This is a genomic window from Streptomyces sp. 3211.6, from assembly GCF_003634815.1.
Taxonomy (GTDB): Bacteria; Actinomycetota; Actinomycetes; order Streptomycetales; family Streptomycetaceae; genus Streptomyces; species Streptomyces katrae_A.
Genome location: NZ_RBXC01000001.1, coordinates 1145703 through 1169129, shown reverse-complemented (window position 1 = coordinate 1169129; position 23427 = coordinate 1145703). Strand labels below are relative to the sequence as shown.

Here is a 23427-nt window from a genome sequence, read left to right as displayed (position 1 = left end):
TCACCACGCCACTCGCGCACCAGCGAGCCCGGCAACCCCTCCTTCCGCACGCCTGGAGCCACCCCCATGAAGGCACTCGTCAAGCACAAAGCCGAACCCGGGCTGTGGCTCATGGACGTCCCCGAGCCCGAGTACGGCCCCGGTGACGTGCTGATCAAGGTGCTGCGCACCGGAATCTGCGGGACCGACCTGCACATCCGCGCCTGGGACGGCTGGGCGCAGGGCGCGGTCAAGACCCCCCTCGTCCTCGGCCACGAGTTCGTCGGCGAGGTCGCCGCCCTCGGCGCCGACGTCCGCGACATCGAGGTCGGCGCCCTGGTCAGCGGTGAGGGCCACCTGGTCTGCGGCAAGTGCCGCAACTGCCTGGCCGGCCGCCGCCACCTGTGCCGCTCCACCATCGGGCTCGGCGTCGGACGCGACGGGGCCTTCGCCGAGTACGTGGTCCTGCCCGCGCAGAACGTCTGGGTGCACCGCACCCCGGTCGACCTCGACGTGGCCGCCATCTTCGACCCGTTCGGCAACGCCGTGCACACCGCGCTGTCCTTCCCGCTGGTCGGCGAGGACGTGCTGATCACCGGCGCGGGCCCGATCGGCATCATGGCGGCCGCCGTCGCCAAGCACGCCGGCGCGCGCAACGTGGTCATCACCGACGTCAGCCCCGAGCGCCTGGAGATCGCCCGCAAGGCGGGCGCCACCCTCGCCGTCAACGTCGCCGAGTCCTCCATCGCCGAGGCGCAGACCCGCCTGGGCCTGCGCGAGGGCTTCGACGTGGGCCTGGAGATGTCCGGCCGCGGCGAGGCGATGCGCGACATGATCGACAACATGACGCACGGCGGCAAGATCGCGATGCTGGGCCTGCCCGCGCAGGAGTTCCCCGTCGACTGGGCCAAGGTCGTCACCTCGATGATCACCATCAAGGGCATCTACGGCCGCGAGATGTTCGAGACCTGGTACGCGATGACCGTGCTGCTGGAGGGTGGGCTCGACCTGACCCCGGTCATCACCGGCCGCTACTCGCACACCGACTTCCAGGCCGCCTTCGACGAGGCCTCCACCGCCCGCAGCGGCAAGATCATCCTGGACTGGACGAAGTAGCCCCACCCCGGCGCCGGGCGGTCCGCACCGCCCGGCCCGGGCCGGGCGTCCCCGCGCCGGGGGCGCCGCACGGCCCGCAGGCCCGTCCGCCGGTACGCGTGTCGCGGCGGCCGAGACCGGGCAACCACAAGACCATCTCCCTCGGGCCGGGCCCCGCACACCCTCCCCCCTCCGCGGGGCCCGGCCCCACCTCCCGTCCGCCGGACGACACACCGCACAAGGAGAACCGACCATGTTCGAGTCCGTCCGCGAGGACCTGCGCGCCACCCTCGCCGAGATCCGCGCCGCCGGCCTGCACAAGCCCGAGCGCGTCATCGGCACCCCGCAGAACGCCGCCGTCGCCGTCACCGCGGGCGGCGCCCCCGGCGAGGTCCTCAACTTCTGCGCCAACAACTACCTCGGCCTCGCCGACCACCCCGAGGTCGTCGCCGCCGCCAAGGACGCCCTCGACCGCTGGGGCTACGGCATGGCGTCGGTCCGCTTCATCTGCGGAACCCAGGAGGTCCACAAGGAGCTCGAGGCCCGCCTGTCGGCCTTCCTCGGCCAGGAGGACACGATCCTCTACTCCTCCTGCTTCGACGCCAACGGCGGCGTCTTCGAGACCCTCCTCGGCGCCGAGGACGCGGTCATCTCCGACGCCCTCAACCACGCCTCCATCATCGACGGCATCCGCCTCTCCAAGGCCCGCCGCTTCCGCTACGCCAACCGCGACATGGCGGACCTGGAAGCCCAGCTCAAGACCGCCACCGAGGGCGGCGCCCGCCGCAAGCTCATCGTCACCGACGGCGTCTTCTCCATGGACGGCTACGTCGCCCCCCTCACCGAGATCTGCGACCTCGCCGACCGCTACGACGCCATGGTCATGGTCGACGACTCCCACGCCGTCGGCTTCGTCGGCCCCGGCGGCCGCGGCACCCCCGAGCTGCACGGCGTCATGGACCGGATCGACATCATCACCGGCACCCTCGGCAAGGCCCTCGGCGGCGCCTCCGGCGGCTACGTCGCCGCCCGCGCCGAGATCGTCGAGCTGCTGCGCCAGCGCTCGCGCCCGTACCTCTTCTCCAACTCCCTCGCCCCGGTCATCGCCGCCGCCTCCCTCAAGGTCCTCGACCTCCTGGAGTCCGCCGGTGACCTGCGCGACCAGCTCGCCGCCAACACCAAGCTGTTCCGCACGAAGATGACCGAGGCCGGCTTCGAGATCCTGCCCGGCGACCACGCCATCGCCCCCGTCATGATCGGAGACGCCGCGGAGGCGGCCCGGATGGCGGAGCTGCTCCTGGAGCGCGGCGTGTACGTCATCGGCTTCTCCTACCCCGTCGTGCCGATGGGCCAGGCACGCATCCGCGTCCAGCTCTCCGCGGCCCACTCGACGGCCGACGTGGAGCGCGCGGTGGCCGCCTTCGTGGACGCCCGCGCGGCGCTTTCCGCTGCTCAGGGCTGACATCATGGAGGGGTGATCGACCCCCGCCGGCTGCGCATCCTGCGGGCCGTGGCGGACCACCGTACGGTGACCGCCGCGGCCGCAGCCCTGTACCTCACCCCCTCCGCCGTCTCCCAGCAGCTCGCCGCGCTGGAACAGGAGACCGGCCACACCCTGCTCCACCGCAGCGGCCGCGGGGTACGGCTCACCGCGGCCGGGGAGATCCTCCTCGCCCACGCCCACGAGGTGCTCGCCCAGCTGGAACGCGCCGAGGCGGAACTCGCCGCCTACGCGGGCGGAGCGGCCGGCGAGGTCACGGTCGCCGCCTTCGCGACCGGCATCGCCGAGGTCCTGGCCCCGGCCATAGCCCGTCTCTCGCGGGAGTACCCGGGCATCAGGCTCCGCGTCCGCGACGCCGAGGGCGACCAGAGCCTGCTGCAGCTGCTCGACGGGGAGGCCGACCTGGCCCTGGCGGTCGAGTACCGGGGCGCGCCGGGCGCCGACGACGGCCGCCTGTCGGTGATCCCGCTGTACGCCGAGCCCTTCGACGCGGTCCTGCCGGCGGGACACCCGCTGGCCGACCTCCCCGCCGTCGCCCTGGCGGACCTCTCCGACGCGGAATGGGTGGGCCAGTACCCGGGCAACCCCTGCCACGACGTGACACTGCTGGCCTGCGAACTGGCGGGCTTCCAGCCCCGGTTCGTGCACTCCTCCGACGACTTCCGCGCGGTGACCGCCCTGGTCGGCGCGGGCGCCGGGGTGGCCCTGGTCCCGCGCTCGGCCCTGCGCGGCATGGACCTGAAGGAGGTCCGCGTCCGCCCGGTCACGGGCCCCTCCGCCACCCGCCGCGTCTTCGCCGCCACCCGCCGCGGAGCGGAAACCCACCCCCTGATCGCCCCGGTCCTGGCGGCCCTGTCGCGGGAGGGGGAACGGGTGCCGGGGTGTTAGGCGGGCTTCTGCCCCCTCGAGGCGCCGGGGCGGGCCGGTGATTGCCCACCCGCCTCGCGGCGGGGTGGTGGCGGGACCGTCCGGTGGGGAGGGGCGGCGTGGGGGCGGGGACCACCGGGGCCCTGCCTGAAGCAGCGGCGCGGTGTGGCGGCAGCGACCACCCGGGCGCGGAACCCGACAGCCGGGCGACGGGTGGGAGGGGCGGGGTTCCCGCTCGGCGGTCTCAGAGAAGGGTTGGGGCTTTCCCGTCAGTCCCACTGTCCTTCCGGTTCGGGCCGCCCTGTCAAGGGCGCTCCTTCGTCGCGTCGCTTCGCGATCGCCTGCGGCGACCCTTGACAGGGCGTCCCGCCCCGGAAAGACAAGGACTGCCGGGAAACCCCCAAAAGGACGGGCACGGTCGTACCTTGACCATCCGGCTCCCTCAGCGACCAGCCGGGGGGCCGGGGGCCGCCTCGCCAAGCATCCGGGCCGCCAGGATTGCCGTGCGGGGCCGCAATCCGCGACAGATCGCTACGCGCTTCTCATTTCTCAGCGTCCGGCGCCCGTCTGGGGCCGCTGCCCGCAGAAAAGGACGACGGATCCGGCATCCGGGGCCAGTGGGCGCATCAAATCGCTACGCGCTCCTCGAATTCCGGCGTCCGCGACCCGTCTGGGGCCGCTGCCCGCACCAAAAGCCGACGGAATTGGCATCCGGGGCCGGTGGGCGCGACAAATCGCTACGCGCTCCCCTCTTTTCGGCGTCCGGCGGCCGTCCGGGGTTGCTGCCTGCACGAAATGCCGACGAGAAGGCCATCAGGCGACCCCAGGCGCGTCAGATCGCTACGCGCTCCTCATTTCTCGGCGGCTGATGGCCGTCTTGGGCCGGGATGCTCTGCGGATCGGCTTTTGGTGCCGTCACCAGCCCCAGACGGCCGTCGGACGCCGGAATTCGAGGAGCGCGTAGCGATCTGACGCGCCCGCGAGCCCCGGATGCTGCTCTGTTCGTCATTTGGTGCAGGTATCAGCCCATAGCGGCTGCCGGACGCCGAGAAGAGAGGAGCGCGTAGCGATCTGGGGCGCTTGGCGGCTTCGGATGCCAATTCCGTCGGCTTTTGGTGCGGGCAGCGGCCCCAGGCGGTCGCCGGACGCTGAAGTCAGAGGAGCGCGTAGCGATTTGATGCGCCCGCCAGCCCGGATGACGATCCTGTCGGCCTTCCCTGCGGGCAGCGACCCCAGACAGGCGGCGGACGCTGAGAAATGAGGAGCGCGTAGCGATCTGTCGCGGATTGCGGCCCCGGATGGCAATTCCGTCGGCCCGGATGCTTGGCGAGGCGGCCCCCGACGACCCCGAAGGGTCGCTGAGTCCGCCGTATGTCCTATGAACGTCCGTCCCGTTCCTTTGGGGGTTTCCCGGCAGTCTTCGTTTTTCCGTGGCGGGACGCCCTGTCAAGGGTCGCCGCAGGCGATCGCGAAGCGACGCGACGAAGGAGCGTCCTTGACAGGGTGGCCCGACGCGGAAGGACGATGAGACTGACGGGAAAGCCCCAACCCTTCTCTGAGACCGTCGAGTGTGGTCCCGCCCTCCCGGGCCCCGGTCGGCGTTTGTGAGGGGTGGATGTATCTCGCCACCAAGGCCGGGTGAACGGGGAGTGCCGGCGGCAGCCCGCGAGCCACTCCACGGTCCGTTCTATGGTCGACCCGTGGCGGCCGAGCCGCTGGGAGGGAGCTCGCCCGGCTTGCCCCTCCTCGGCGGACTCCGGCACCACCGCAGTGGCCAAAGCCCTGGCCTGGCGAATGGAGGCCCGGCCTCACCGTACGAGGATGGTCGCGGTCGCCGCCTGATGCCGCATGGCGTCCGCCTCGTCAAGATACGAAGATGCGCGTCTTTTGACATCAGCCTCGGATCAGCGACTGTTTGGCAAGCCAGTGAACAGCAGCCAGTGAAGAAAGGGCACCCGCCATGAAATGCATTAACTGGACGCGCCGTGTCGCGATGACCGTTGTCTTCGGCGCTTTTGCCACCGGTAGCGTGCTGCTACCGGTGAGCGCATCCGCTGCACCGATCCCGCAGACAGCTACCATGACAGGCACTCAGAATTCATGCCCTTACTGGTCATGGTGCTGTCACTGCCGCCGGATCATCGACAATGGCCCGATACTCATCTCGCATCCGGGATAACAAGACCCTTCCGGTCAGTGACATCGTCAGTCGAGGCCCTCGATGATGCGGAAGTCGCGCTCGACGCCGTCAGCAAGTGCGGCCAGCGCCTCCTGGTAAGCGGCACTCGCATGTGCGGCGACTGCCTGTTCGAAGCTGTCGAACTCGACCAGGATGGTGCGCTCGCCTATTCCGGCGTCGTGTGCGACGACCCGGCTGCCGCGGGAGAGCAGCCGCCCGCCCGCGGCCTTGACGGCTGGACCGGCCAGCTTGTCGTAGGCAGCAAGCCTCTCAGGGTCTGTGATGGTGCGGTCGAAGTCGGACGGCTTCGATCCTCAGCTTCCGGTTCGACTCGACCGGCCCGGGTCCGGCAGGGCTGTGGTCGGACTGGTATCGGGTGAGCGTCTGCGGGCGAGGGTGAGGCTGGCCATCGTCGTGATCGCCATCGCGGCGACGCCGACCAGCGCCGCGGTCGTGTAGGCGTCGTCGTTCGGGAAGAGGCGGCCCGTGGGGGTGCCGGTGGCCAGGACCAGACCGCCGAGGGCGCTGCCCAGGGAGTACCCGACGCTGCGGACGACGTAGTTGAAGCTCATGGCGCTCGACGTCTCGCTCTTGGGGGTGACGGCCAGGATGACGCCGGGCATGGCGGCCGAGAAGCTGCCGACGCCGAAGCCCAGCACGCCCATGGCCGCGAGCAGTTCGGCCAGGTTGGACCGGGCGGTGGCGAACAGGACGAACCCGCCGCCGACGATGGCGGCGCTGCCGGCCAGGAGCAGCGGGCCGTCGATCCGTTCGCGGACCCGCTGCGTGAGCTTGCCGGCGACGAACCCCAGCACGGAGAACGGGATGAGGACCAGCCCCGCCACGAAGGTGGTCAGGCCGAAGCCGTAGCCGGCGCTGTGCGGCGTCTGCGCGTAGCGGGTGATGAGCGTGAGCAGGAGGTACATGCCGCTCCCGCCGACGAACATGGCGATGTTCGCCCCGGCGACCGCCGGGTGCCGTACCGCCCGGACGTCGACCAGGGGCGTCTTGGTCCGCAGTTCGGAGACGGTCCAGACGCAGAGCAGGAGTACGGCGGCGACGGCAAGGGTCACCGCCACGGCGAGGTGCCGGCTCCACAGGCTCCTCTCGCCGGCCAGGAACAGGACGAGGAGCAGTCCACCCGCCAGGACGAGTGCACCGGCCACGTTCACGTGAGCGGAGCGGCCTTCGGGAGCTGCGGGCACGGAGCGCCACGCGGTCACGAAGGCGGTGGTGGTGACGAGCAGGCCGAGGCCGTAGGCGGCCTGCAGCCCGCCGAACTCGGCGAGCAGCGCGGCCAGCGGGTAGCCGACGCCGGCTCCGATGATGGAGACCACTGAGATCAGGGCGATCGTGGCCGCGCTGCGCTCCTCGGGAAGGTGGTCGCGGGCCACGCCCATCATCAGCGCCGTGAGACCGAGTCCCACGCCTTGGGCCGCTCTGCCCACGAGCAGCCAGGCGAACGGCAGTGGCAGCACGGTGAGCGCACTGCCGACGACGACGATCGCCAGCGTGGCGAGGATCGTGGCCCGCCGGTGCGGACCGGCTCCGAGCCGGCCGAGGACGGGTGTGGCGACGGCGCCGCTCAGCAGGGCGATGGTCAGCGTCCACTGCGCGCTGTCGAGGGAGACGTGGAACGTGGTCGCCACGCTGGTGATGAGCGGTGTCCCGAGGCTGGCGACCGCCGCCACGACCAGGGCGATGAACATCAGGGCGGGGACCAGCAGACGTGCCTCGGAACGTATCAGGGCGGTGCTCATGGGCTGGCCATGACCCTGGGCCGCGGTCACCGGTCCGACTCCTCGCGGGCGTGGCTTTCGAGCTCTGCCAGATGCAGCAGCGCCGGAAGGGCTGCTGCCAAGGCCTCGACCTCGTCACCGGTGAGTTCGTCGATCAACCGCGCGTACGCGTCGATGCCCGCCTGGCGTCGCGTCCGGACGTACGACGCGCCGGCCTCGGTCAGGCACACCAGCGTCACCCGCTTGTCGGAGGGATCGCCCTTCCGCTCGACGAGCCCGGATTCCTCCATCACCCGGACCAGGACGGTCATCGCGGGCTGGGTGACGCCCTCGGCCACCGCCAGATCGGTGATCCGTCGCGGGCCGGTCTTGTCCAGGGTGGCCAAGGTGGCGGCGGATGTCAGGCTCATGTCGCGGGGAAGACGTCTCACGGCCCTGGTGGCCAGAGCGTAGAGGGCTGACCCGATGGCATCGGAAGCGCCGTGCGCGGCGTCTCGGCGGCTCATGCCTGAAGCATAGCGGATTTATATGAAGCCTTTATGTATCTTCCCCCGGCGCCTCGCGGGGTCGACGGCCCCCTACACCCGTATCAGCCCGACCCCCGCCCCCTCGAACGCCGCCGCCAGGGGGGCCGTCAGGGCCGTGTCCGTGACCAGGGTGTGGACCGTGGTGGTCGGGCAGATGCGGGCGAAGGCGCGGACGCCCAGCTTCGTGGAGTCCGCCGCGACCACCACGCGCCGCGCGCGGGCGCACAGGAGGCTGTTGACGGCCGCCTCGTCCTCGTGGCGGGTGGCCGCGCCGTCCGCCGGGTCGAAGGCGTCGACGCCGACCACCGCCGTGTCCACGGTGAGCTGACCGAGCGTCTGCTGGGCCAGTGGACCGGTGAGTTCGTACGACTGCGGGCGGGCCACCCCGCCCGTCAGCACGATCTTGAACTGGGGCCGGATCACCAGTTCGCCCGCGATGTTCAGGGCGTTGGTGACCACCGTGAGGGCGGGGGAGCCGCCGGCCAGGTCGGGGCGGGCCGCCAGGGCGCGGGCCACCTCCGTCGTGGTGGTGCCGCCCGTCAGGCCGACCACCTCGCCCGGTGCGATCAGCGCCGCGACGGCCTCGCTGATCCGCCGCTTCTCGGCGGCCCGCCGTGAGGTCCGGTAGCGCAGGGGGAGTTCGTACGACACCCCGTGCGGCACCGCGCCGCCGCGGGTGCGCACCAGCAGCTGCTGCTCGGCGAGCTGGTCGAGGTCGCGGCGGATGGTGGCCGCGGACACGCCGAGCGCCTCGGCGGCGGCCTCCACCTCGAGCCCGTCCCGCTCCACCAGCAGGTCCAGCAGTCTCTGCCAGCGCTCCGTGCGGGTCATGGCGCCCCTCCCGTGTCGTCCCCCGTACCGTGCGGGGCATCCTTCCCCGGCCCCGTCGTTCGACATTAGCCGAGCCGAACACCCTGCCGATGCTTGAAGTTGCGTGAAACAGGCCGCTACCTTGCAGGAACACGCAGCAGCGCCATGCAGTAACAGCACGCAGGAAGCACGCAGGAACCGCCAGGATGACGCATCCAACGCGCAGGGAGCCCGCATGAGTCACGTCGCGTACGAGTTGGCCACGCAGCCCGAGAGCTGGGAACGGGCCGCCGAACTGGCCCCGGCCCACCGGGCGGTGCTGCCGGGCCGGGGGGAGCGTACCGCGATCGTGGGGTGCGGGACCTCGTACTACATGGCCCAGGCCGCCGCCGCCCTGCGCGAGGAGGCCGGGCAGGGGGAGACCGACGCCTTCCCCGCATCGGAGTTCCCCCGTCACCGCCGCTACGACCGGGTGGTGGCCCTGACCCGCTCCGGGACCACCACCGAGGTGCTTGACCTGCTGTCCGGGCTGCGGGAGGCCGGGATCCCGGCCACCGCGGTGGTCGGTGACCCGGACACCCCGGTGGCCACCCTCGCCGACGAGCTGGTCGTGCTGGACTTCGCCGACGAGCGGTCCGTCGTCCAGACCCGCTTCGCCACCACCGCCCTCACCCTCCTGCGGGCCCACGTCGGCGCACACACCCCGGAGGTGGTCGCCGACGGCCGCGCCGCGCTGGCCGCGCCCCTGCCCCCCGGGCTGGAGGCCCGGGGGCAGTTCACCTTCCTCGGGCGGGGCTGGAGCGTGGGCCTGGCCCACGAGGCCGCCCTGAAGATGCGCGAGGCCTCGCTGTCGTGGGCCGAGGCCTACCCGGCGATGGAGTACCGGCACGGCCCGGTCAGCGTCACCGGCCCCGGCTCCGTCACCTGGTCGCTGGGCGGCACCCCGGAAGGAATCGCCGAGCAGGTCCTGGGTACGGGCGCGGAGTGGGTGGACGGCACGCTGGACCCGCTCGCCGAACTGGTCCGGGTGCACCGCCTGGCCGTGGCGGTCGCCGCCGCGCGGCAGCTGGACCCGGACGCGCCCCGCAACCTCACCCGTTCGGTGATCCTCACCAGCGGTGAGGGGGCGGTCCGATGAGCCTCGCCCCCGCAGGGACCCTCGTCGCGGAGGCGGCCGCCGCCGGACGGGCCGTCGCGGCTTTCAACGTCATCACCCTGGAGCACGCCGAAGCCGTGGTCGAGGGGGCGGAGCGGGCCGGCCTGCCCGTGATCCTGCAACTCAGCGAGAACGCCGTGAAGTTCCGCGGCGGGGCCCTGCTGCCCATCACCCGGGCGGCCGCGGCGTGCGCCGAGGCCGCCCGGGTGCCCGTCGGGCTGCACCTGGACCACGTCAAGAGCCCCGACCTGCTGCGGCAGGCCGCGGACGCCGGGTACGGCTCCGTGATGTACGACGCCGCGCACCTGCCCTACGCCGAGAACCTCGAGGCCACCCGGTCCGCCGCCGACTGGGCGCACGCGAACGGGCTGTGGATCGAGGCGGAGCTGGGTGAGGTCGGCGGCAAGAACGGCGCCGCGCCGCTGGACCCGCACGCGCCGGGCGCCCGGACCGACCCGGACGAGGCGCGGCGGTTCGTCGCCGACTCCGGGGTGGACGCCCTGGCCGTGGCCATCGGCAGCAGCCACGCCATGACCAGCCGGACCGCCTCCCTCGACCACGCCCTGCTGGCGCGGCTGGCCAAGACGGTGGACGTGCCCCTGGTGCTGCACGGCTCCTCCGGTCTGCCGGACGGGGAGCTCGCGGCGGCGGTCGCCGGCGGGATCCGCAAGGTCAACATCGGCACCGCGCTCAACGTGGCCATGACGGAGGCCATTCGCACCCATCTGACCGGGGCCGACCCCCGCCCCTACCTCACCGCCGCGCGGACGGCGATGGCCGTGACGGCCGAGGCCATGATCGCCGCCCTGAACTGAGGCATCCCCCTGCGGCGCCCGGCTCCGGCCGGGCGCCGCGCTGTGCGCCCTGCCGTGCGCGCCTACCCCCCGACGGCCTTCAGCAGACCCGCGCCCCCCTGGCCGTCACCCCGGGCCAGAGCCTCCAGATCACCGTCGGCGGCGTCGGCAGCTCCGGCACCTCCCGGCACGGCGAGTACGCCCGGCCCGGTGGCCGGGGCCACGGCTCCGGCGGTGGCGGTGCCCACGGAGGCGGCAGCTCCGGCGGCGGGGCCAGCGACGTGCGCACGGGCGCCTTCGGCGCGGCCGACCGGGTCCTGGTGGCCGGCGGCGGCGGTGGCGCGGGCAACGGCGGGCCCCTGCTGCACGGCGGCGGGCTCGTAGCGGAACCCGGCGGCCAGGGCGGCGGCCCCGCAGGCTCCGGCCTCGCGGGCGGCGGCACCCAGTCCGCGCACGGGGCGGGCGGCCCCGCAACTCCACCGTAGGCGCCCCCGGAGGCGCGGGCAGCGACATCGACCAGTACACCGGCCTGCCCAACCCCGGCACCGGCGGCAACGGCGGAGCCGGCGGCCCCGGCGGCGGCGGTGGCGGCAACGGCGGAGCCGGCGGCTCCCCACCGCGCCCCCTGCCGGCCCGGACCGGCAGGGGGTCCCGTCGTCCCGCCGCCCGCCGCCCCTTCCCTATTCCTGTAACGGGTTCTACTCTGACCGCCGCCGTTCGCAGCGACCGGCTGGACCGCGAGGATCCCGGAGGGGCCGTGCACCTCGAATACACGCCCGAGCAGCAGCAGTTGCGCACCGAACTGCGTGCCTACTTCGCCGAGCTCGTCCCGCAGGACGTCTACGCCCGCTACGAGGACCCGGCCGCGCAGAAGCGCTTCTACCGCGAGACCATCCGCCGCCTCGGCGCGGACGGCTGGCTCGGCGTCGGCTGGCCGAAGGAGTACGGCGGGCGCGGCATGTCGCCCATGGACCAGTTCATCTTCTTCGACGAGGCCGCGCAGGCCGTCGTCCCGCTCCCGCTGATGGCGCTCAACACGGTCGGGCCGACCCTGATGCAGTTCGGCACCGACGAGCAGAAGGCGTACTTCCTCCCCAGGATCCTCTCCGGCGAGATCGACTTCGCCATCGGCTACAGCGAGCCCGGCGCCGGCACCGACCTCGCCGCCCTCACCTGCAAGGCCGTCCGGGAGGGCGACGAGGAGACCGGCACCTACGTGGTCAACGGCCAGAAGATCTGGACCACCAACGGCGACACCGCCGACTGGGTCTGGCTCGCCGTCCGCACCGACCCGGACGCCCCCGCGCACAAGGGCATCACGATGCTCCTGGTCCCGACCTCCGACCCCGGCTACTCCTGCACCCTCATCAACACCCTCGCCTCACACGACACCACCGCCAGCTACTACGAGGACATCCGCGTGCCCGCGAGCCGCCGCGTCGGCCAGGAGAACAAGGGCTGGCGCCTGATCACCAACCAGCTCAACCACGAGCGCGTCACCCTCGCCGCCCACGGCACGATGGCCATCCGCGCCCTCCACGACGTCCAGCGCTGGGCCGCGGAGACCAAGCTCGCCGACGGCCGCCGCGTCATCGACCTGCCCTGGGTGCGCGCCCGCCTGGCCCGCACCCACACCCGGCTGGACGCGATGAAACTCCTCAACTGGCAGATGGTGAACGCCGTCCAGTCCGGCACCCTCACCCCCCAGGACGCCTCCGCCGTCAAGGTCTACGGCTCCGAGGCCCGCCGCGACGCGTACGCCTGGCTGATGGAGGTCGTCGGCGCGGCGGGCGCCCTGAAGGACGGCTCGGCGGGCGCGGTCCTCCACGGCGAACTCGAACGCGGCTACCGCAGCGCCGTGATCTTCACCTTCGGCGGCGGCAACAACGAGATCCAGCGCGAGATCATCTCCTGGATCGGCCTGGGCATGCCGAGGGTCCGCCGCTGACGGATCTTCTACTTCCCCTGCTTCGGAAGCGGTTCCAGGACCACGGCGCCGGGCAGTGCGGCGGCCATGTCGTAGGCGTAGTCCGCAGGCCACACCCTGACGAACCAGTTGCCGGCGGCGACGATCGTCTGCTGGTACGGGGCGCTGCGCCGCGAGGCGATGGAGTCGCCGACCTCGTCCCTGCTGAACCGGGAGGTGCTCAGCACCGAGATCTCGTTGTAGACGGTCGTCCCACGGTGCTGCACCTCGCAGGTGGCGTCCGAGCCGAACTTGTTCTCGTTCCGCAGGGTCACCTTGCAGTCAAAGCCGCCCTTCCCGAGGGCCGTGATCACGTCATCGACCGACACGTACTCAGGACCGCTCGGCACCTGGCTCGGCATCGGCGTCAGCGGCTCGGGCCCCCGGTCACCGCCGACGAAACCGCAGCCGCTCAGCGTCAGCAGCAGTACCAGCAGCAGTGGGACGGGCTTCCGTGTGTGCATGGGTCAGTTGCTCCTCGGCGGCCGGGGAGCCGGCCCCGTGCTCGGGGCGGGGGTGCCGGGCTGCGCGGGTCCGGTTCCCGTTCCTGTGTGCGGCCCGCCGCCCTCATGGTAGATCGGGTCGACGGAGACGTGGTGTCCGGCCGGGGTCTGCGATTCCAGCTGGCGCACAGCGGTGGCCCGCTGCTCGTCCGTCAGCGCGTACCAGGCCATCGCGTCGTCCAGGTGCGGTTCCACCTTGTCCCAGTTCCGGCCCCGGGTCCTGATGTCGCCACCACGGCTGCCCGACTCGTCACCGTACTGCTCGTTCAGCTCCCGTACCTCGGGGGTGTCCGCCGCGTACAGGGTGAAGAGCTGCTTGTCGGTCCTCGCCCCGTAGGCGTTGCGCTGGAGGTCGCCGAGGTAGTAGGCGCTCATGCGAATGTTCTCGTCGGGGTTCTTCTCGATGTACTTGGTGAGTTCCGGGTCGCCGAGACTGCCGAGGAACGTCCCGTCGGGGAGCGTGAACGCCTTCCTGTGGTTCTCCATCACCTGCCGTGCGGTGTCGGACTTCATGTGCGTGATGCCCAGGGACTTGTCCGGTTTGATCGACTCCTCCAGCGTCCAGTCGAAGAACCGGCCGAACTCGGGCAGTGGACCCTTCAGGCCGGGGCTGAAGTTCTGGTACCACTGCTGTTCCTGCCACAGGATCGCCAGCAGCAGCTTCCGGCTGATCCCCGTCTCGGCCGCGGCCCGGTTGACCGCCGCGAACTGCGCCGGGGAGACGTTGACCGGGTGCAGGCCGTCGATGCCGCCCGACAGGGCCAGGGCGACGGCGAGCGGGGAGCCGGGGGTCAGGGCCTCCTTGGCCAGCTTCGGGTCGGAGATCGCGGTGAGGCCCTCGATGGTGCGCAGGGCGCGTGCCGCCTCCGTGTCGGCCTGGGTCGCCTTGCGGAGGGCCTCGACGATGATCCCCTGCGCGTGGTTGGCCGGTTCGAGGTGTTCGGTGCTGCCCGGCGGCACCATGACCGGGTGGGAGAGCTGGACCCGGCCGCTGTCGTCGACCTTCAGGTCGCGGGTGCGGGCGTAGTCCAGGGCGCTGTCCAGGTCCCGCTGGGCCGCCGTGATCGCCTCCGCCAGGTCGTCGTAGACCTTGGCCATCGCGCGCAGGGCCAGTGCGGAGGTCTCGTAGTCGTCGGCGTGCTTCACGAAGCGTTCCGTGGCGGCGCGGCCGGATTCGCCGACCCAGCAGCGGTTCACCGTGCGGGCGACGTCCTCGCGGGCGTAGGTGGCCAGGCCGTCGCACTGCTTGGCCACGTTCACCGCGTCGTCGGCCGCGGCGCGCCACTTGCCCGGGTCGGCCTGCTTCAGCTCGGACACGGAGACCATCAGACGTCCTCCAGCACGCCGCCGGCCGCGCGCAGCGCGGCGCCTGTCGCCTGGTCCTCGGCGGTGATGGCGTTCGCGCCCTTGGTCAGGGCGTCGGCCGCGCCGTCGACCAGGTCCGCGAGCTCCCGGAGCCTGCGCTGCCACGCGCCCACGCAGTCGTTGCTCGCAGGCCCGGCCGCCCAGCCGGCGTGCACGCGGCCCACGGCCTCGGCGTCGTCGAGGGTGGACTTGCCGCGGGCCTCGGCGTTCGCCGTGCGGATGCCGGACGCCCTGCGGTGCACGGGGTCGTCGACGAGGCCGAGGTCGGGGGCCGCGGCGTGCGGGGACGCGGAGGGGCCCGGCTGGGGTGTGGGTGCGGGCAGTGGTCCGGCCGAGGCGAGGCGCATGGCCGCCTCCCCCTTCGCCCGAGCCCATTCCGCTTCGAATTCGAACGTCATTTCCCCAGCCTCGCACACCCGACTGCTGCGGTCGGAGCATCCTCTGACAGGGCATCAACTCCCCGGACGCGCGGACCGCGGGGACGGGAGCCGGTGATCCCGGACCACTCGTCGCGGGCAGCCCTGGCAGGCTCAAAGTGGTGGTGGTTCCATGGAAGGGCGGGAAGAGTCCTTTACCAGGATGCGGAGGAGCGGTCCCCGTGCCGCGCACCGCACAATCGGGATCCGCGAGAAGCGGGCGGACTCTTTCCGCCCTCAGGCACGCCCGGCCCCCTCCACGGCTCCGTTCGATGCCGATCCGGATGGGGAGATCAAGGGCGTGTCAAGGATCGGTGAACATACGGAAGGAACACGTCAAGGGTGTCAGGGGGACGTCCAGGAAGGCACCAGACTGGAGGGGCGACGGAGCGGGATGGCAGTTCCGCGGCGTACGGCCGACGGCGGGGCATCGCCCCCGTGCGAGGACGCGGTATCCGGCCCGTGGGGGGCCCGGATCGAGGCGACCGAGTGCCGGCCCCCGTCGCGCGTCACAGGAGCCGTCCGGCTCCCGGTGTGGGGATACCGGGACCGGGCGGCTCACGTGCGTCCGGGAGTGTCCGTCGGTCCCGGGAGTGCGGAACGGCCCCGCGGGCGTCCCCGGTGCGGGCCCGCGGGGCCGGTGTCCGGGCGGGGCGGCCGCCTCAGGCGCCGAGGTCCCGGCTGCGGAAGTCCTCCAGGGTCTCCCGCCTCACCAGCACCCGTGCCGCGCCCTCGTGGACCGCGACCACGGGCGGCCGGCCGACCATGTTGTAGCCGGAGGCCATGGACAACTGGTAGGCGCCGGCCACGGGTACGGCCAGCAGGTCGCCCGGGTGGACGTCCCGCGGCAGTTCGGCGTCGGCGGCCAGGACGTCGCCGGCCTCGCAGTGCCGGCCGACGACCGTGGCCGTGGCGGAGCCCGCCGTGGAGTGCCGGCCCACCAGCCGGGGTGCGTAGCGCACCCCGTACAGGGCGGGCCTCGGGTTGTCGCTCATTCCGCCGTCCACGGCCACGAACAGCTTCCCGCCGGAGCGCTTGACGGCGAGCACCCTGTACAGGGCCACCCCCGCCGGTCCGGCGATCGCCCGCCCCGGCTCCACGGTCAGCCGGGGCACCGGCAGGCCGGCGGCCGCGCAGCGGTCCGCCAGGGCGGTGCGCAGCTCCCGCGCCAGGGCGGTGAGGTCCAGCGCCGGCTCACCGGGCCGGTAGGCGATGCCGTGCCCGCCGCCCAGGTCCAGCTCGGGCAGCACGACCCCGTGCGCATCGCGGACGGCGGCCGTCAGCTCCACCATGCGGTCCAGCGCCGTGAGGTAGGCGCCGGCCGTGGTGATCTGGGAGCCGATGTGGCAGTGCAGCCCGGCGAGTTCGAGCCGGGGCTGGTCCAGGATCCGGACGACGGCCGTCTGGGCGCTCCCGTCGGTGGCGGACAGTCCGAACTTCTGGCCCTCCGTACCGGTACGGATCTTCTCGTGGCCGCCCGCCGCCACGTCCGGCACCACCCGCACCAGCACCCGCTGGCGCCCCCTGGGGGCCACGGCCGCCGCGATCCGGGCGATCTCGGACGAGCTGTCGATGACGATCCTGCCCACCCCGAGCCGCAGCGCGGCGGCGATGTCCCGGGGCGACTTGGCGTTGCCGTGCAGCACGATGCGCTCGGGCGGGAACCCCGAGGTGACGGCCAGTTCCAGCTCCCCGGCGGAGCACACGTCCAGGCCCAGCCCCTCCTCCCGCACCCACCGCGCCATCGCGCGGGAGAGGAACGCCTTGGCGGCGTAGAGCACTTCGCCGTCGGGGAAGGCGTCCCGGTAGGTGCGGCAGCGGCCGCGCACCTCACCCTCGTCCAGCACGTAGACGGGGGTGTCGAACCGCTGGGCGACCTCGGCCAGCGACACCCCGCCGACGGCCAGGCCGCCGTGCGGGAGCCGGGCCGTGGAGGCGGGCCACACGCAGAGGTCGTCGGCGTCCGCCGCGACCTCGGAGAGTACGTCGACGGTCATGACGGTCCCCGCCCCTTCAGACGGCCCGGGCGGACGTCCCGGGGGCCCCGGCCCCGGCCCCGCGCATCCCCGGGCCCGCGGCCGCGGCGGCTGCCGCGGCCGTCGCCGCTACCGTGCCCGCGGCCCCCACCGGGGCGGCCGCCGGCGCCGTCAGGGAGGGGTCGACGGTCAGCGACGCCACCCCCAGCGGCTCGGCCAGCGCGCGCAGCGCCGGCTCCGAGAGCCGGATCCACGGCTGCCCCGCGCCGAGCACGGCGACGAGCCGCTCCGCGCGGGTGAAGCCGACGGCGGTACGCACGCCCAGCGGAGTGCGGAAGAGACGCACCACCACCTCGCCGGTACCCGGCCGGACCGGGACGTACAGGGGTCCGGCCGGGACGCGTTCCTCGGGCTCGGGGTCGTCTTCGTACGTGAACAGGCACATGGGTCCTCCCGGGGAACCACGGATGACGGACGGGCAGGGTGCCCCGGGCTGCGGGGAGGCGGTCCGGGGCGCGCCACCGAAGCTATCCCCGGGTACGGCCGCCCGCCGACGGCCCCTGACGGGACCTTGACGCCGGGCGGCCCGGTCCTGACGGACCGCTGACACCCGCCCGCCGCCGACGGCTCCGTGCCGCCGCCCCGCCGTACGGCGGTTTCGCGCCGCGCCGCGCCGGGGACGGTCGGACCCGCGCCCGCCTGGGTAGGCTCACCGCGGGAGGCGGGCGATGAGCGGAACCCCGTACGAGGACGCCGACCCGGGACTGTACGGACCCGGGTCCGTCACCTGGCAGTGCCACGGAGACCCGGTCATGTGGATCGCCGGGGTCCGCGCCCTCTACCTCCAGGCCCTCCACCCGCGCGCCGTCCGCGGGGTGATGGAGAACTCCGCCTTCGCCGAGGACGCCTGGGGCCGGCTGCTGCGCACCGCCGACTTCGTCGGCACCCTCACCTACGGCACCACGGAGGCCGCCGAGCGGGCCGGAGCCCGTGTGCGCGCCGTCCACCGCCGGCTGTCCGCCACCGACCCGGACACGGGCGAGCGGTTCCCCGTCGACGACCCCGAACTCCTCCTGTGGGTGCACTGCGCCCAGATCGACAGCTTCCTGCACGTACTGCGCCGGTCCGGCGTTCCCCTCACTCCCGCCCAGGCCGACCGTTACGTGGACGAAAACCGCGTCAACGCCCGTCTCGTCGGCCTCGACCCGGCCGCCGTACCCGCCGACACCGCGCAGCTGGCCGCGTACTTCGAGGGGATCCGCCCCCGGCTCGCCGCCGGCACCGACGCCCGGGCGGTGGACGACTTCCTGCGCTCGCCGCCGGTCTCGCCGCTGCTGGTACCTGGCCGAAACCTGCTGTGGCGACCGCTCGCCGGACTCGCCTACGCCTCCCTCCCCGGCTGGGCGCACCAGCTGTACGGCCGCCCCGCACCACCCTCCCTCACGGTCACCCGGCGCCTGCGCCTCACGGGTCGCGTGCTGCGCACCATTCCCGCAGGTCTACGCTGGCAGCTGCCTCCAGGTCACATCTTGAGAGCGATGCGCCGACTGGGCCCCGGGAGCCGCCCCTCCGCGTACACACTGCGTAAGTCAGCGGCCATACTGGACCGGCCGGGGAGGGCGCGATACGACGACGGGCACGATGACGGGGGCGGCTTCAAGACATGGCGGAGTCCAGACTGATCCAGGGCCGGTACCGGTCACTCGATCTGATCGGGCGCGGCGGCATGGGCGAGGTGTGGCGCGCCCGTGACGAGTCGCTGGGCCGGCAGGTCGCCGTGAAGTGCCTCAAGCCGGTCGGCGCCGAACAGGACGCCCACTTCACCCAGGTGCTGCGCGAACGCTTCCGGCGCGAGGCGCGCGTCGCCGCCTCCCTCCAGCACCGGGGCGTCACCGTCGTGCACGACTTCGGCGACGACAGTGCGGCGGGCGGCCCCCTCTACCTGGTCATGGAACTCCTCGACGGCCGCAACCTGAGCCAGCTGATGGAGGAGAACGAGGCGCGCCCGCTCCCCGTCGACGTGGTCCTCGACATCGCCGAGCAGATGGCCGCCGCCCTCGGCTACACCCACGACCAGGGCGTCGTCCACCGCGACCTGAAGCCGGCCAACATCATGCGGCTGACCGACGGCACGGTGAAGATCTGCGACTTCGGCATCGCCCGTCTGGCCGCCGACATCGGCTTCACCGCGAAGCTGACCGGCGGCGGCATGGCCATGGGTACCCCGCACTACATGTCGCCCGAACAGATCGCGGGCGGCGAGGTCGACCACCGCAGCGACCTCTACTCCCTGGGCTGCGTCCTCTACGAGATCGCCACCGGGGCCCCGCCCTTCGACCTGGGCGACTCCTGGTCCGTGCTGGTCGGCCACCGCGACACCGCGCCCGTGCCGCCCCGCGACCACCGGCCCGAGCTCCCCGAGTACTTCGAGCGGATCGTGCTGGACCTGCTGGCCAAGCGCCCCGAGGACCGCCCCGGAGACGCCCGCCACCTGCACCGGCGGCTGGTCGACGCCCGCGTCGGCCCCGGCGGCGCGGCCCGCGTGCAGGCTCCGCTGCCCGCGTGGGCGGCGGGGATGACCGCGGGGCGCAAGGCCGGCATCGACGCCCGGCCGGCCAGCGGGGAGTGGGCGGTCCTCACCGGCTCCTGGACGGCGGCCCGCCGCCCGCTGCCGTCCGGCGGGCAGGCGCTGCCCGGGGCCGGCGATCCGCTGTCGTCCGGTGGCCACGTGCTGCCCGGGGCCGGCGATCCGCTGTCGTCCGGTGGCCACGTGCTGCCCGGGTCCGGTCACGTGCCGTCCGGAGGCCACGTGCTGCCCGGGCCCGGCCACTCGCTGCCCGGTGGCCACGTGCTGCCCGGGCCCGGCCACGTGCTGCCCGGAACCGGCCATCTGCTGCCGGCCGGGCTTTCCGCGCCCGGCGGGCACCTGCCGCTGCCGGGCGGCGGCACCGCCGGGTCCGGCGGCTACGCCGTTCCGGGTGCGCCCCCGGCGGCCGAGGGCCACCTCGTACCCGGTGGCGGGTCCTTGTCCGACGGCTACCCCGCGTCCGGTGCCGGCCACTTCGGCCCCGAGGGCGGGCACCGGGCGACCGGCCCCGTTCCCGGTACGGCGACCGCGCCCGCGTCCGGCACGGCCTCCCTGCCCCTGCCCGGCCACCCGGCAGCCCCCGGCCGTCCCGCGGGAGCCGGGACCGGGGGAGCGACACCCCCCGGAGCCGGCCACGCCGCCGGCCCGGCCGCGGCCCCGGAGCGCGGCTCGGGCGCAGCCGCCGGGGCCGCCCCGGGACGGGCCGCCCATCCGTCCGCGCCGGCCGGTCCCGGCGCCGCCGCGCCCGGGCCGGACCCGCTCGCCGCCGCCGAGGGGTACCCCGTGACCGCCGGAGCCTCCGCCGAGCACCGGATCCTGCGGCCCGCCCCGGCCGAAGACCCCCGGCTCACCGCCGCCCACGCGCAGGGTGCCGTCGCCGCCCACGCCCCGACCGACCCGGGCCGGCCCGACTCCCTCGACGCCGGGCACATCCGCGCCTTCGCCCTCAGCCGGGCCGGCCGGCCCGAGGAGGCCCTTGCCGTGTACGCGGCCGTGGCCGAGGGCCGGGCACGGGTGCTCGGCCCCGACCACGCCGACACGCTGGCCGCCCGTCAGGAGGAGGCGTACGAGCTCGGCCGCCTCGGCCGCCACGGCGAGGCCTACGAGAGGTACCGCGCGGTGCTCGCCGCCCGGATCCGCACCACGGGCCCGCGCCACCCCGACACCCTGCGCTGCCGCCACAACCTGGCCTGCGCCCTCGGCGCCCTCGGCCGCCACGCCGAGGCCCACGAGGCCGCCGCCGCGGTCGCGGCCGACCGCACCGACGTGCTCGGCCCCGAGCACGTCGACACCCTCCTGACCCGGTACGAGGTCGGCTACGCCCTGGGCCGGCTCGGCCGCTGGAACGAGGCACTGAGCGTGTTCCGCCAGGTCGCCGCCGCCCGCGAGCGCGTCCTCGGCCGGGACCACCCCGACGCCCTCGCCGCCCGTTACGAGACCGGCATCGCGCTCGGCCGCACCGGCCGCGCCGCCGAGGCCCTCGACCTCTTCCGGGCCCTGGTCCGCGACCGCACCCGGGCCTACGGCGCGGCCGACCCGGAGACCCTGCGGGCGCGGCACGTCCTCGGCGTCAACCTGGGCCGCCTCGGCCGCTGGGAGGAGGCGGCGGCCGAAGCCCGCGAGGTGGGTGCGGCCCGTGCCAAGGCGCTGGGCGCGGAGCACCCGGACACCCTGGTCAGCCGCCGCGAACTGGCCGTCGCACTGGGCCGGCTCGGCCGCTGGGACCTGGCACTGCCCGTCTACCGGGAGCTGTCCGGGATCCGCGAGCGTTCCCTCGGCGACGAGCACCCGGACACCGTCCTGGCCCACGCCGACGAAGCCCACTGTCTGGAGCGGCTGGGCCAGGTGTGTTACCAAGAGCCATGACCGTCAACGCAGGCTCCACGGGTTTCGCGCACGACGTGTACGACGCGGTGATCGTCGGAGGCGGCCACAACGGCCTCGTCGCCGCCGCCTACCTGGCCCGCGCGGGCCGCAGCGTCCTCGTCCTGGAACGGCTCGGGCACACCGGCGGCGCCGCCGTCTCCACCCGGCCCTTCGCCGGGGTCGACGCCAGGCTCTCGCGCTACTCCTACCTCGTGTCCCTGCTCCCCGGGAAGATCGTCCGGGATCTGGGGCTGCGGTTCCGGGTGCGCCGGCGCACGGTGTCCTCGTACACGCCCTTCGAACGCGGCGGCCGCCCCGGCGGACTCCTCGTCGGCGGCGGGGAGGACCGTACGAGGGAATCCTTCGCGCGGCTCACCGGCTCCGACCGGGAGTACGAGGCCTGGCGCGCCTTCTACGCCACCACCGGCCGGCTCGCCGCACGGGTCTTCCCCACCCTCACCGAACCGCTGCCCACCCGGGCGGAACTGAGGGCCCGGATCGACGACGAACAGGCCTGGCGGATGCTGTTCGAGGAGCCCCTCGGCCGGGCGGTGGAGGAGCGCTTCGCCGACGACCTGGTCCGGGGCGTGGTCCTCACCGACGCCCTGATCGGCACCTTCGCCGACGCCCACGACCTCTCCCTCGCCCAGAACCGCTGCTTCCTCTACCACGTCATCGGCGGCGGCACCGGCGACTGGGACGTGCCCGTCGGCGGCATGGGCGCGCTGACGGACGCCCTGGCCGACGCCGCCCGCGCGGGCGGCGCGGAGATCGCCACCGGGCACGAGGTGCTGCGCATCCACACCGACGGGACCTCCCCGGCCGAGGTCACCTTCCGGACGGCGAACGGCGAGGGCGGCGTCGTCGGGCGCACGGTCCTGGTCAACGCCTCCCCGAAGGCGCTGGCCGAACTCCTCGGGGAGGCCCCGGACCCGGTGCTGCGGGCCCCCGAGGGCGCCCAGTTCAAGGTCAACATGCTGCTGCGCCGGCTGCCCAGGCTGCGCGACACCTCCGTGGACCCCCGCGAGGCCTTCTCCGGCACCTTCCACATCGCCGAGGGCTACGAGCAGCTGCAGCGCGCCCGCGCCGAGGCCGCCGCCGGGGAACTGCCGTCCGTACCGCCGTCGGAGATCTACTGCCACTCGCTGACCGACCCCACGATCCTCGGACCGGAACTGACGGAGCAGGGCTGCCAGACGCTGACCCTCTTCGGACTGCACACCCCGGCCCGGCTGTTCGAGAAGGACAACCGGCAGGCCCGCGAGGTCCTGCTGACCGCCACCCTGGCCCAGCTCGACGCCCACCTCGCCGAGCCGATCACCGACTGCCTGGCCTTCGACGCCGACGGCCGGCCCTGCATCGAGGCGAAGACCCCGCTGGACCTGGAGCAGGAACTGCGCCTGCCCGGCGGGCACATCTTCCACCGCGACCTGTCCTGGCCGTACGGGGAGGCGGGCCGGTGGGGCGTCGAGACCGGTCACCCCAACGTCCTGCTGTGCGGGGCGGGGGCGGTCCGCGGCGGCGGGGTCAGCGGGATCCCGGGACACAACGCGGCGATGGCGCTGCTGGACCGCTGACCCCGGCCGGGTCCGGCCGCCCGGACCGGAGCCGCCGCCGGACCTCGGCCGGACGTCAGTCGACCCGGTGTGGCTCGATCACCACGATCGGGATCACCCGGTCCGTCTGCGCCTGGTACTCGTCGTACGCGGGCCACTCCTTGACCATCACCGGCCAGTAGGCGCGCTGTTCCTCGGCGGTCGCGGTGCGCGCCGTGCCCTGCATGACGTCGGGGCCGACCTGGATGCGCACCTCGGGGTGGGCGGTCAGGTTCCGGTACCACAGCGGGTGTTCGGGGGCGCCGCCCTTCGAGGCGACCAGGAGGTAGCGGCCGTCGGCCTCGCCGTAGATGAGCGGGGTCCGCACGGGGTTGCCGGAGACCCGGCCCACGGTGGTGAGCAGGAGGGTCCGGGTGCCGCGCCACTCGTGCCCCTCGGCCCCGTTCGTTCCGACGTACTGGCGGAGGTGGTCGAGCTGCCAGCTGCCCGGCCTGGGGTCGGTGGGGTGGTCCCAGTCGATGTCGCTCGTCACGTCGTTCTCCCTG

At 73.6% G+C, this 23427-nt stretch carries 20 protein-coding genes; 9 read left to right on the top strand and 11 right to left on the bottom strand.

Annotated elements, in window-relative coordinates; translation table 11 throughout:
- Nucleotides 1-66 precede the first annotated feature (66 nt).
- From tdh to BX286_RS05525, 3 genes are all read left to right on the top strand, one after another.
- The gene (gene tdh, locus BX286_RS05535; protein WP_079424284.1) at nt 67-1095 is read left to right on the top strand and encodes an L-threonine 3-dehydrogenase; all 1029 of its coding nucleotides are present in this window, start codon (nt 67-69) and stop codon (nt 1093-1095) included.
- Between the two features lie 232 nt (nt 1096-1327).
- The gene (locus BX286_RS05530; RefSeq protein ID WP_079424282.1) at nt 1328-2536 is read left to right on the top strand and encodes a glycine C-acetyltransferase; all 1209 of its coding nucleotides are present in this window, start codon (nt 1328-1330) and stop codon (nt 2534-2536) included.
- 12 nt (nt 2537-2548) lie between these two features.
- On the top strand, nt 2549-3463 hold the full coding sequence (locus tag BX286_RS05525) for a LysR family transcriptional regulator (protein ID WP_121014659.1): 915 nt from the start codon (nt 2549-2551) through the stop codon (nt 3461-3463).
- A 2184-nt stretch (nt 3464-5647) separates the two neighbouring features.
- Here the strand turns inward: BX286_RS05525 and BX286_RS05510 are convergent.
- The 4 genes from BX286_RS05510 to BX286_RS05495 all read right to left on the bottom strand — a co-directional run bounded on the left by BX286_RS05510 (nt 5648) and on the right by BX286_RS05495 (nt 8718).
- Nucleotides 5648-5905, bottom strand: a complete 258-nt coding sequence (locus tag BX286_RS05510) for a DUF1330 domain-containing protein (RefSeq protein WP_121017579.1) — start codon at nt 5903-5905, stop codon at nt 5648-5650.
- Nucleotides 5906-5935: 30 nt separating this feature from the next.
- A complete protein-coding gene (locus tag BX286_RS05505; RefSeq protein ID WP_121017578.1) occupies nt 5936-7381 on the bottom strand; it encodes an MFS transporter in 1446 nt (481 codons plus the stop codon).
- Nucleotides 7382-7407: 26 nt separating this feature from the next.
- On the bottom strand, nt 7408-7866 hold the full coding sequence (locus BX286_RS05500) for a MarR family winged helix-turn-helix transcriptional regulator (protein ID WP_237292627.1): 459 nt from the start codon (nt 7864-7866) through the stop codon (nt 7408-7410).
- Nucleotides 7867-7938: 72 nt separating this feature from the next.
- Nucleotides 7939-8718: a DeoR/GlpR family DNA-binding transcription regulator gene (locus BX286_RS05495; RefSeq protein WP_121014657.1), complete on the bottom strand. Its 780-nt coding sequence runs from the start codon at nt 8716-8718 to the stop codon at nt 7939-7941.
- Between the two features lie 214 nt (nt 8719-8932).
- Between BX286_RS05495 and BX286_RS05490 the strand changes: the two genes are divergently transcribed.
- Together BX286_RS05490 and BX286_RS05485 are read left to right on the top strand one after the other, a co-directional pair.
- Nucleotides 8933-9835, top strand: coding sequence for an SIS domain-containing protein (locus BX286_RS05490; RefSeq protein ID WP_121014656.1), 903 nt, complete (start codon nt 8933-8935; stop codon nt 9833-9835).
- On the top strand, nt 9832-10668 hold the full coding sequence (locus tag BX286_RS05485) for a class II fructose-bisphosphate aldolase (protein WP_121014655.1): 837 nt from the start codon (nt 9832-9834) through the stop codon (nt 10666-10668). The genes BX286_RS05490 and BX286_RS05485 overlap by 4 nt, the downstream gene beginning before the upstream one ends.
- A gap of 62 nt (nt 10669-10730) precedes the next feature.
- Here BX286_RS05485 and BX286_RS05480 read toward each other — a convergent pair whose 3' ends face one another.
- Nucleotides 10731-11102, bottom strand: coding sequence for a hypothetical protein (locus BX286_RS05480; RefSeq protein ID WP_121014654.1), 372 nt, complete (start codon nt 11100-11102; stop codon nt 10731-10733).
- Nucleotides 11103-11404: 302 nt separating this feature from the next.
- Here BX286_RS05480 and BX286_RS05475 point away from each other — a divergent pair, with 302 nt between their 5' ends.
- On the top strand, nt 11405-12595 hold the full coding sequence (locus BX286_RS05475; protein WP_121014653.1) for an acyl-CoA dehydrogenase family protein: 1191 nt from the start codon (nt 11405-11407) through the stop codon (nt 12593-12595).
- Between the two features lie 8 nt (nt 12596-12603).
- Here BX286_RS05475 and BX286_RS05470 read toward each other — a convergent pair whose 3' ends face one another.
- The 5 genes from BX286_RS05470 to BX286_RS05450 form a co-directional block, all read right to left on the bottom strand.
- Complete coding sequence (locus tag BX286_RS05470) at nt 12604-13077, bottom strand: hypothetical protein (RefSeq protein WP_079424267.1); 474 nt, start codon at nt 13075-13077, stop codon at nt 12604-12606.
- Nucleotides 13078-13080: 3 nt separating this feature from the next.
- The gene (locus tag BX286_RS05465; RefSeq protein WP_121014652.1) at nt 13081-14442 is read right to left on the bottom strand and encodes a hypothetical protein; all 1362 of its coding nucleotides are present in this window, start codon (nt 14440-14442) and stop codon (nt 13081-13083) included.
- On the bottom strand, nt 14442-14879 hold the full coding sequence (locus BX286_RS05460) for a hypothetical protein (RefSeq protein ID WP_100864778.1): 438 nt from the start codon (nt 14877-14879) through the stop codon (nt 14442-14444). The genes BX286_RS05465 and BX286_RS05460 overlap by 1 nt, the downstream gene beginning before the upstream one ends.
- Before the next feature lie 680 nt (nt 14880-15559).
- A complete protein-coding gene (lysA, locus tag BX286_RS05455; protein ID WP_121014650.1) occupies nt 15560-16894 on the bottom strand; it encodes a diaminopimelate decarboxylase in 1335 nt (444 codons plus the stop codon).
- A 16-nt stretch (nt 16895-16910) separates the two neighbouring features.
- Nucleotides 16911-17318, bottom strand: a complete 408-nt coding sequence (locus tag BX286_RS05450; RefSeq protein ID WP_100864777.1) for an SAV_915 family protein — start codon at nt 17316-17318, stop codon at nt 16911-16913.
- Nucleotides 17319-17601: 283 nt separating this feature from the next.
- Between BX286_RS05450 and BX286_RS05445 the strand changes: the two genes are divergently transcribed.
- The 3 genes from BX286_RS05445 to BX286_RS05435 are packed head-to-tail and all read left to right on the top strand — an operon-like array spanning nt 17602 to nt 22903.
- Nucleotides 17602-18555: an oxygenase MpaB family protein gene (locus BX286_RS05445; RefSeq protein ID WP_121014649.1), complete on the top strand. Its 954-nt coding sequence runs from the start codon at nt 17602-17604 to the stop codon at nt 18553-18555.
- The gene (locus BX286_RS05440) at nt 18537-21326 is read left to right on the top strand and encodes a serine/threonine-protein kinase (protein WP_121014648.1); all 2790 of its coding nucleotides are present in this window, start codon (nt 18537-18539) and stop codon (nt 21324-21326) included. Before BX286_RS05445 ends, BX286_RS05440 begins: the two co-directional genes overlap by 19 nt.
- Nucleotides 21323-22903 (top strand): NAD(P)/FAD-dependent oxidoreductase, encoded by a 1581-nt coding sequence (locus BX286_RS05435; RefSeq protein ID WP_100864774.1) that lies wholly within the window; start codon nt 21323-21325, stop codon nt 22901-22903. The genes BX286_RS05440 and BX286_RS05435 overlap by 4 nt, the downstream gene beginning before the upstream one ends.
- 55 nt (nt 22904-22958) lie before the next feature.
- Here the strand turns inward: BX286_RS05435 and BX286_RS05430 are convergent, their stop codons facing one another.
- Nucleotides 22959-23414 carry a nitroreductase family deazaflavin-dependent oxidoreductase gene (locus BX286_RS05430; RefSeq protein ID WP_237292624.1) on the bottom strand — a complete coding sequence of 152 codons (456 nt, stop codon included), beginning with the start codon at nt 23412-23414 and terminating at the stop codon, nt 22959-22961.
- Nucleotides 23415-23427 lie beyond the last annotated feature (13 nt).

Excerpts from the sequence above, each read along its gene's own strand:
- tdh (WP_079424284.1), top strand. The coding sequence starts at position 67 with ATGAAGGCACTCGTCAAGCACAAAGCCGAACCCGGGCTGTGGCTCATG.
- BX286_RS05530 (WP_079424282.1), top strand. The coding sequence starts at position 1,328 with ATGTTCGAGTCCGTCCGCGAGGACCTGCGCGCCACCCTCGCCGAGATC.
- BX286_RS05505 (WP_121017578.1), bottom strand. The coding sequence starts at position 7,381 with ATGAGCACCGCCCTGATACGTTCCGAGGCACGTCTGCTGGTCCCCGCC.
- BX286_RS05500 (WP_237292627.1), bottom strand. The coding sequence starts at position 7,866 with ATGAGCCGCCGAGACGCCGCGCACGGCGCTTCCGATGCCATCGGGTCA.
- BX286_RS05495 (WP_121014657.1), bottom strand. The coding sequence starts at position 8,718 with ATGACCCGCACGGAGCGCTGGCAGAGACTGCTGGACCTGCTGGTGGAG.
- BX286_RS05490 (WP_121014656.1), top strand. The coding sequence starts at position 8,933 with ATGAGTCACGTCGCGTACGAGTTGGCCACGCAGCCCGAGAGCTGGGAA.
- BX286_RS05485 (WP_121014655.1), top strand. The coding sequence starts at position 9,832 with ATGAGCCTCGCCCCCGCAGGGACCCTCGTCGCGGAGGCGGCCGCCGCC.
- BX286_RS05470 (WP_079424267.1), bottom strand. The coding sequence starts at position 13,077 with ATGCACACACGGAAGCCCGTCCCACTGCTGCTGGTACTGCTGCTGACG.
- BX286_RS05465 (WP_121014652.1), bottom strand. The coding sequence starts at position 14,442 with ATGGTCTCCGTGTCCGAGCTGAAGCAGGCCGACCCGGGCAAGTGGCGC.
- BX286_RS05460 (WP_100864778.1), bottom strand. The coding sequence starts at position 14,879 with ATGACGTTCGAATTCGAAGCGGAATGGGCTCGGGCGAAGGGGGAGGCG.
- lysA (WP_121014650.1), bottom strand. The coding sequence starts at position 16,894 with ATGACCGTCGACGTACTCTCCGAGGTCGCGGCGGACGCCGACGACCTC.
- BX286_RS05450 (WP_100864777.1), bottom strand. The coding sequence starts at position 17,318 with ATGTGCCTGTTCACGTACGAAGACGACCCCGAGCCCGAGGAACGCGTC.
- BX286_RS05445 (WP_121014649.1), top strand. The coding sequence starts at position 17,602 with ATGAGCGGAACCCCGTACGAGGACGCCGACCCGGGACTGTACGGACCC.
- BX286_RS05440 (WP_121014648.1), top strand. The coding sequence starts at position 18,537 with ATGGCGGAGTCCAGACTGATCCAGGGCCGGTACCGGTCACTCGATCTG.
- BX286_RS05435 (WP_100864774.1), top strand. The coding sequence starts at position 21,323 with ATGACCGTCAACGCAGGCTCCACGGGTTTCGCGCACGACGTGTACGAC.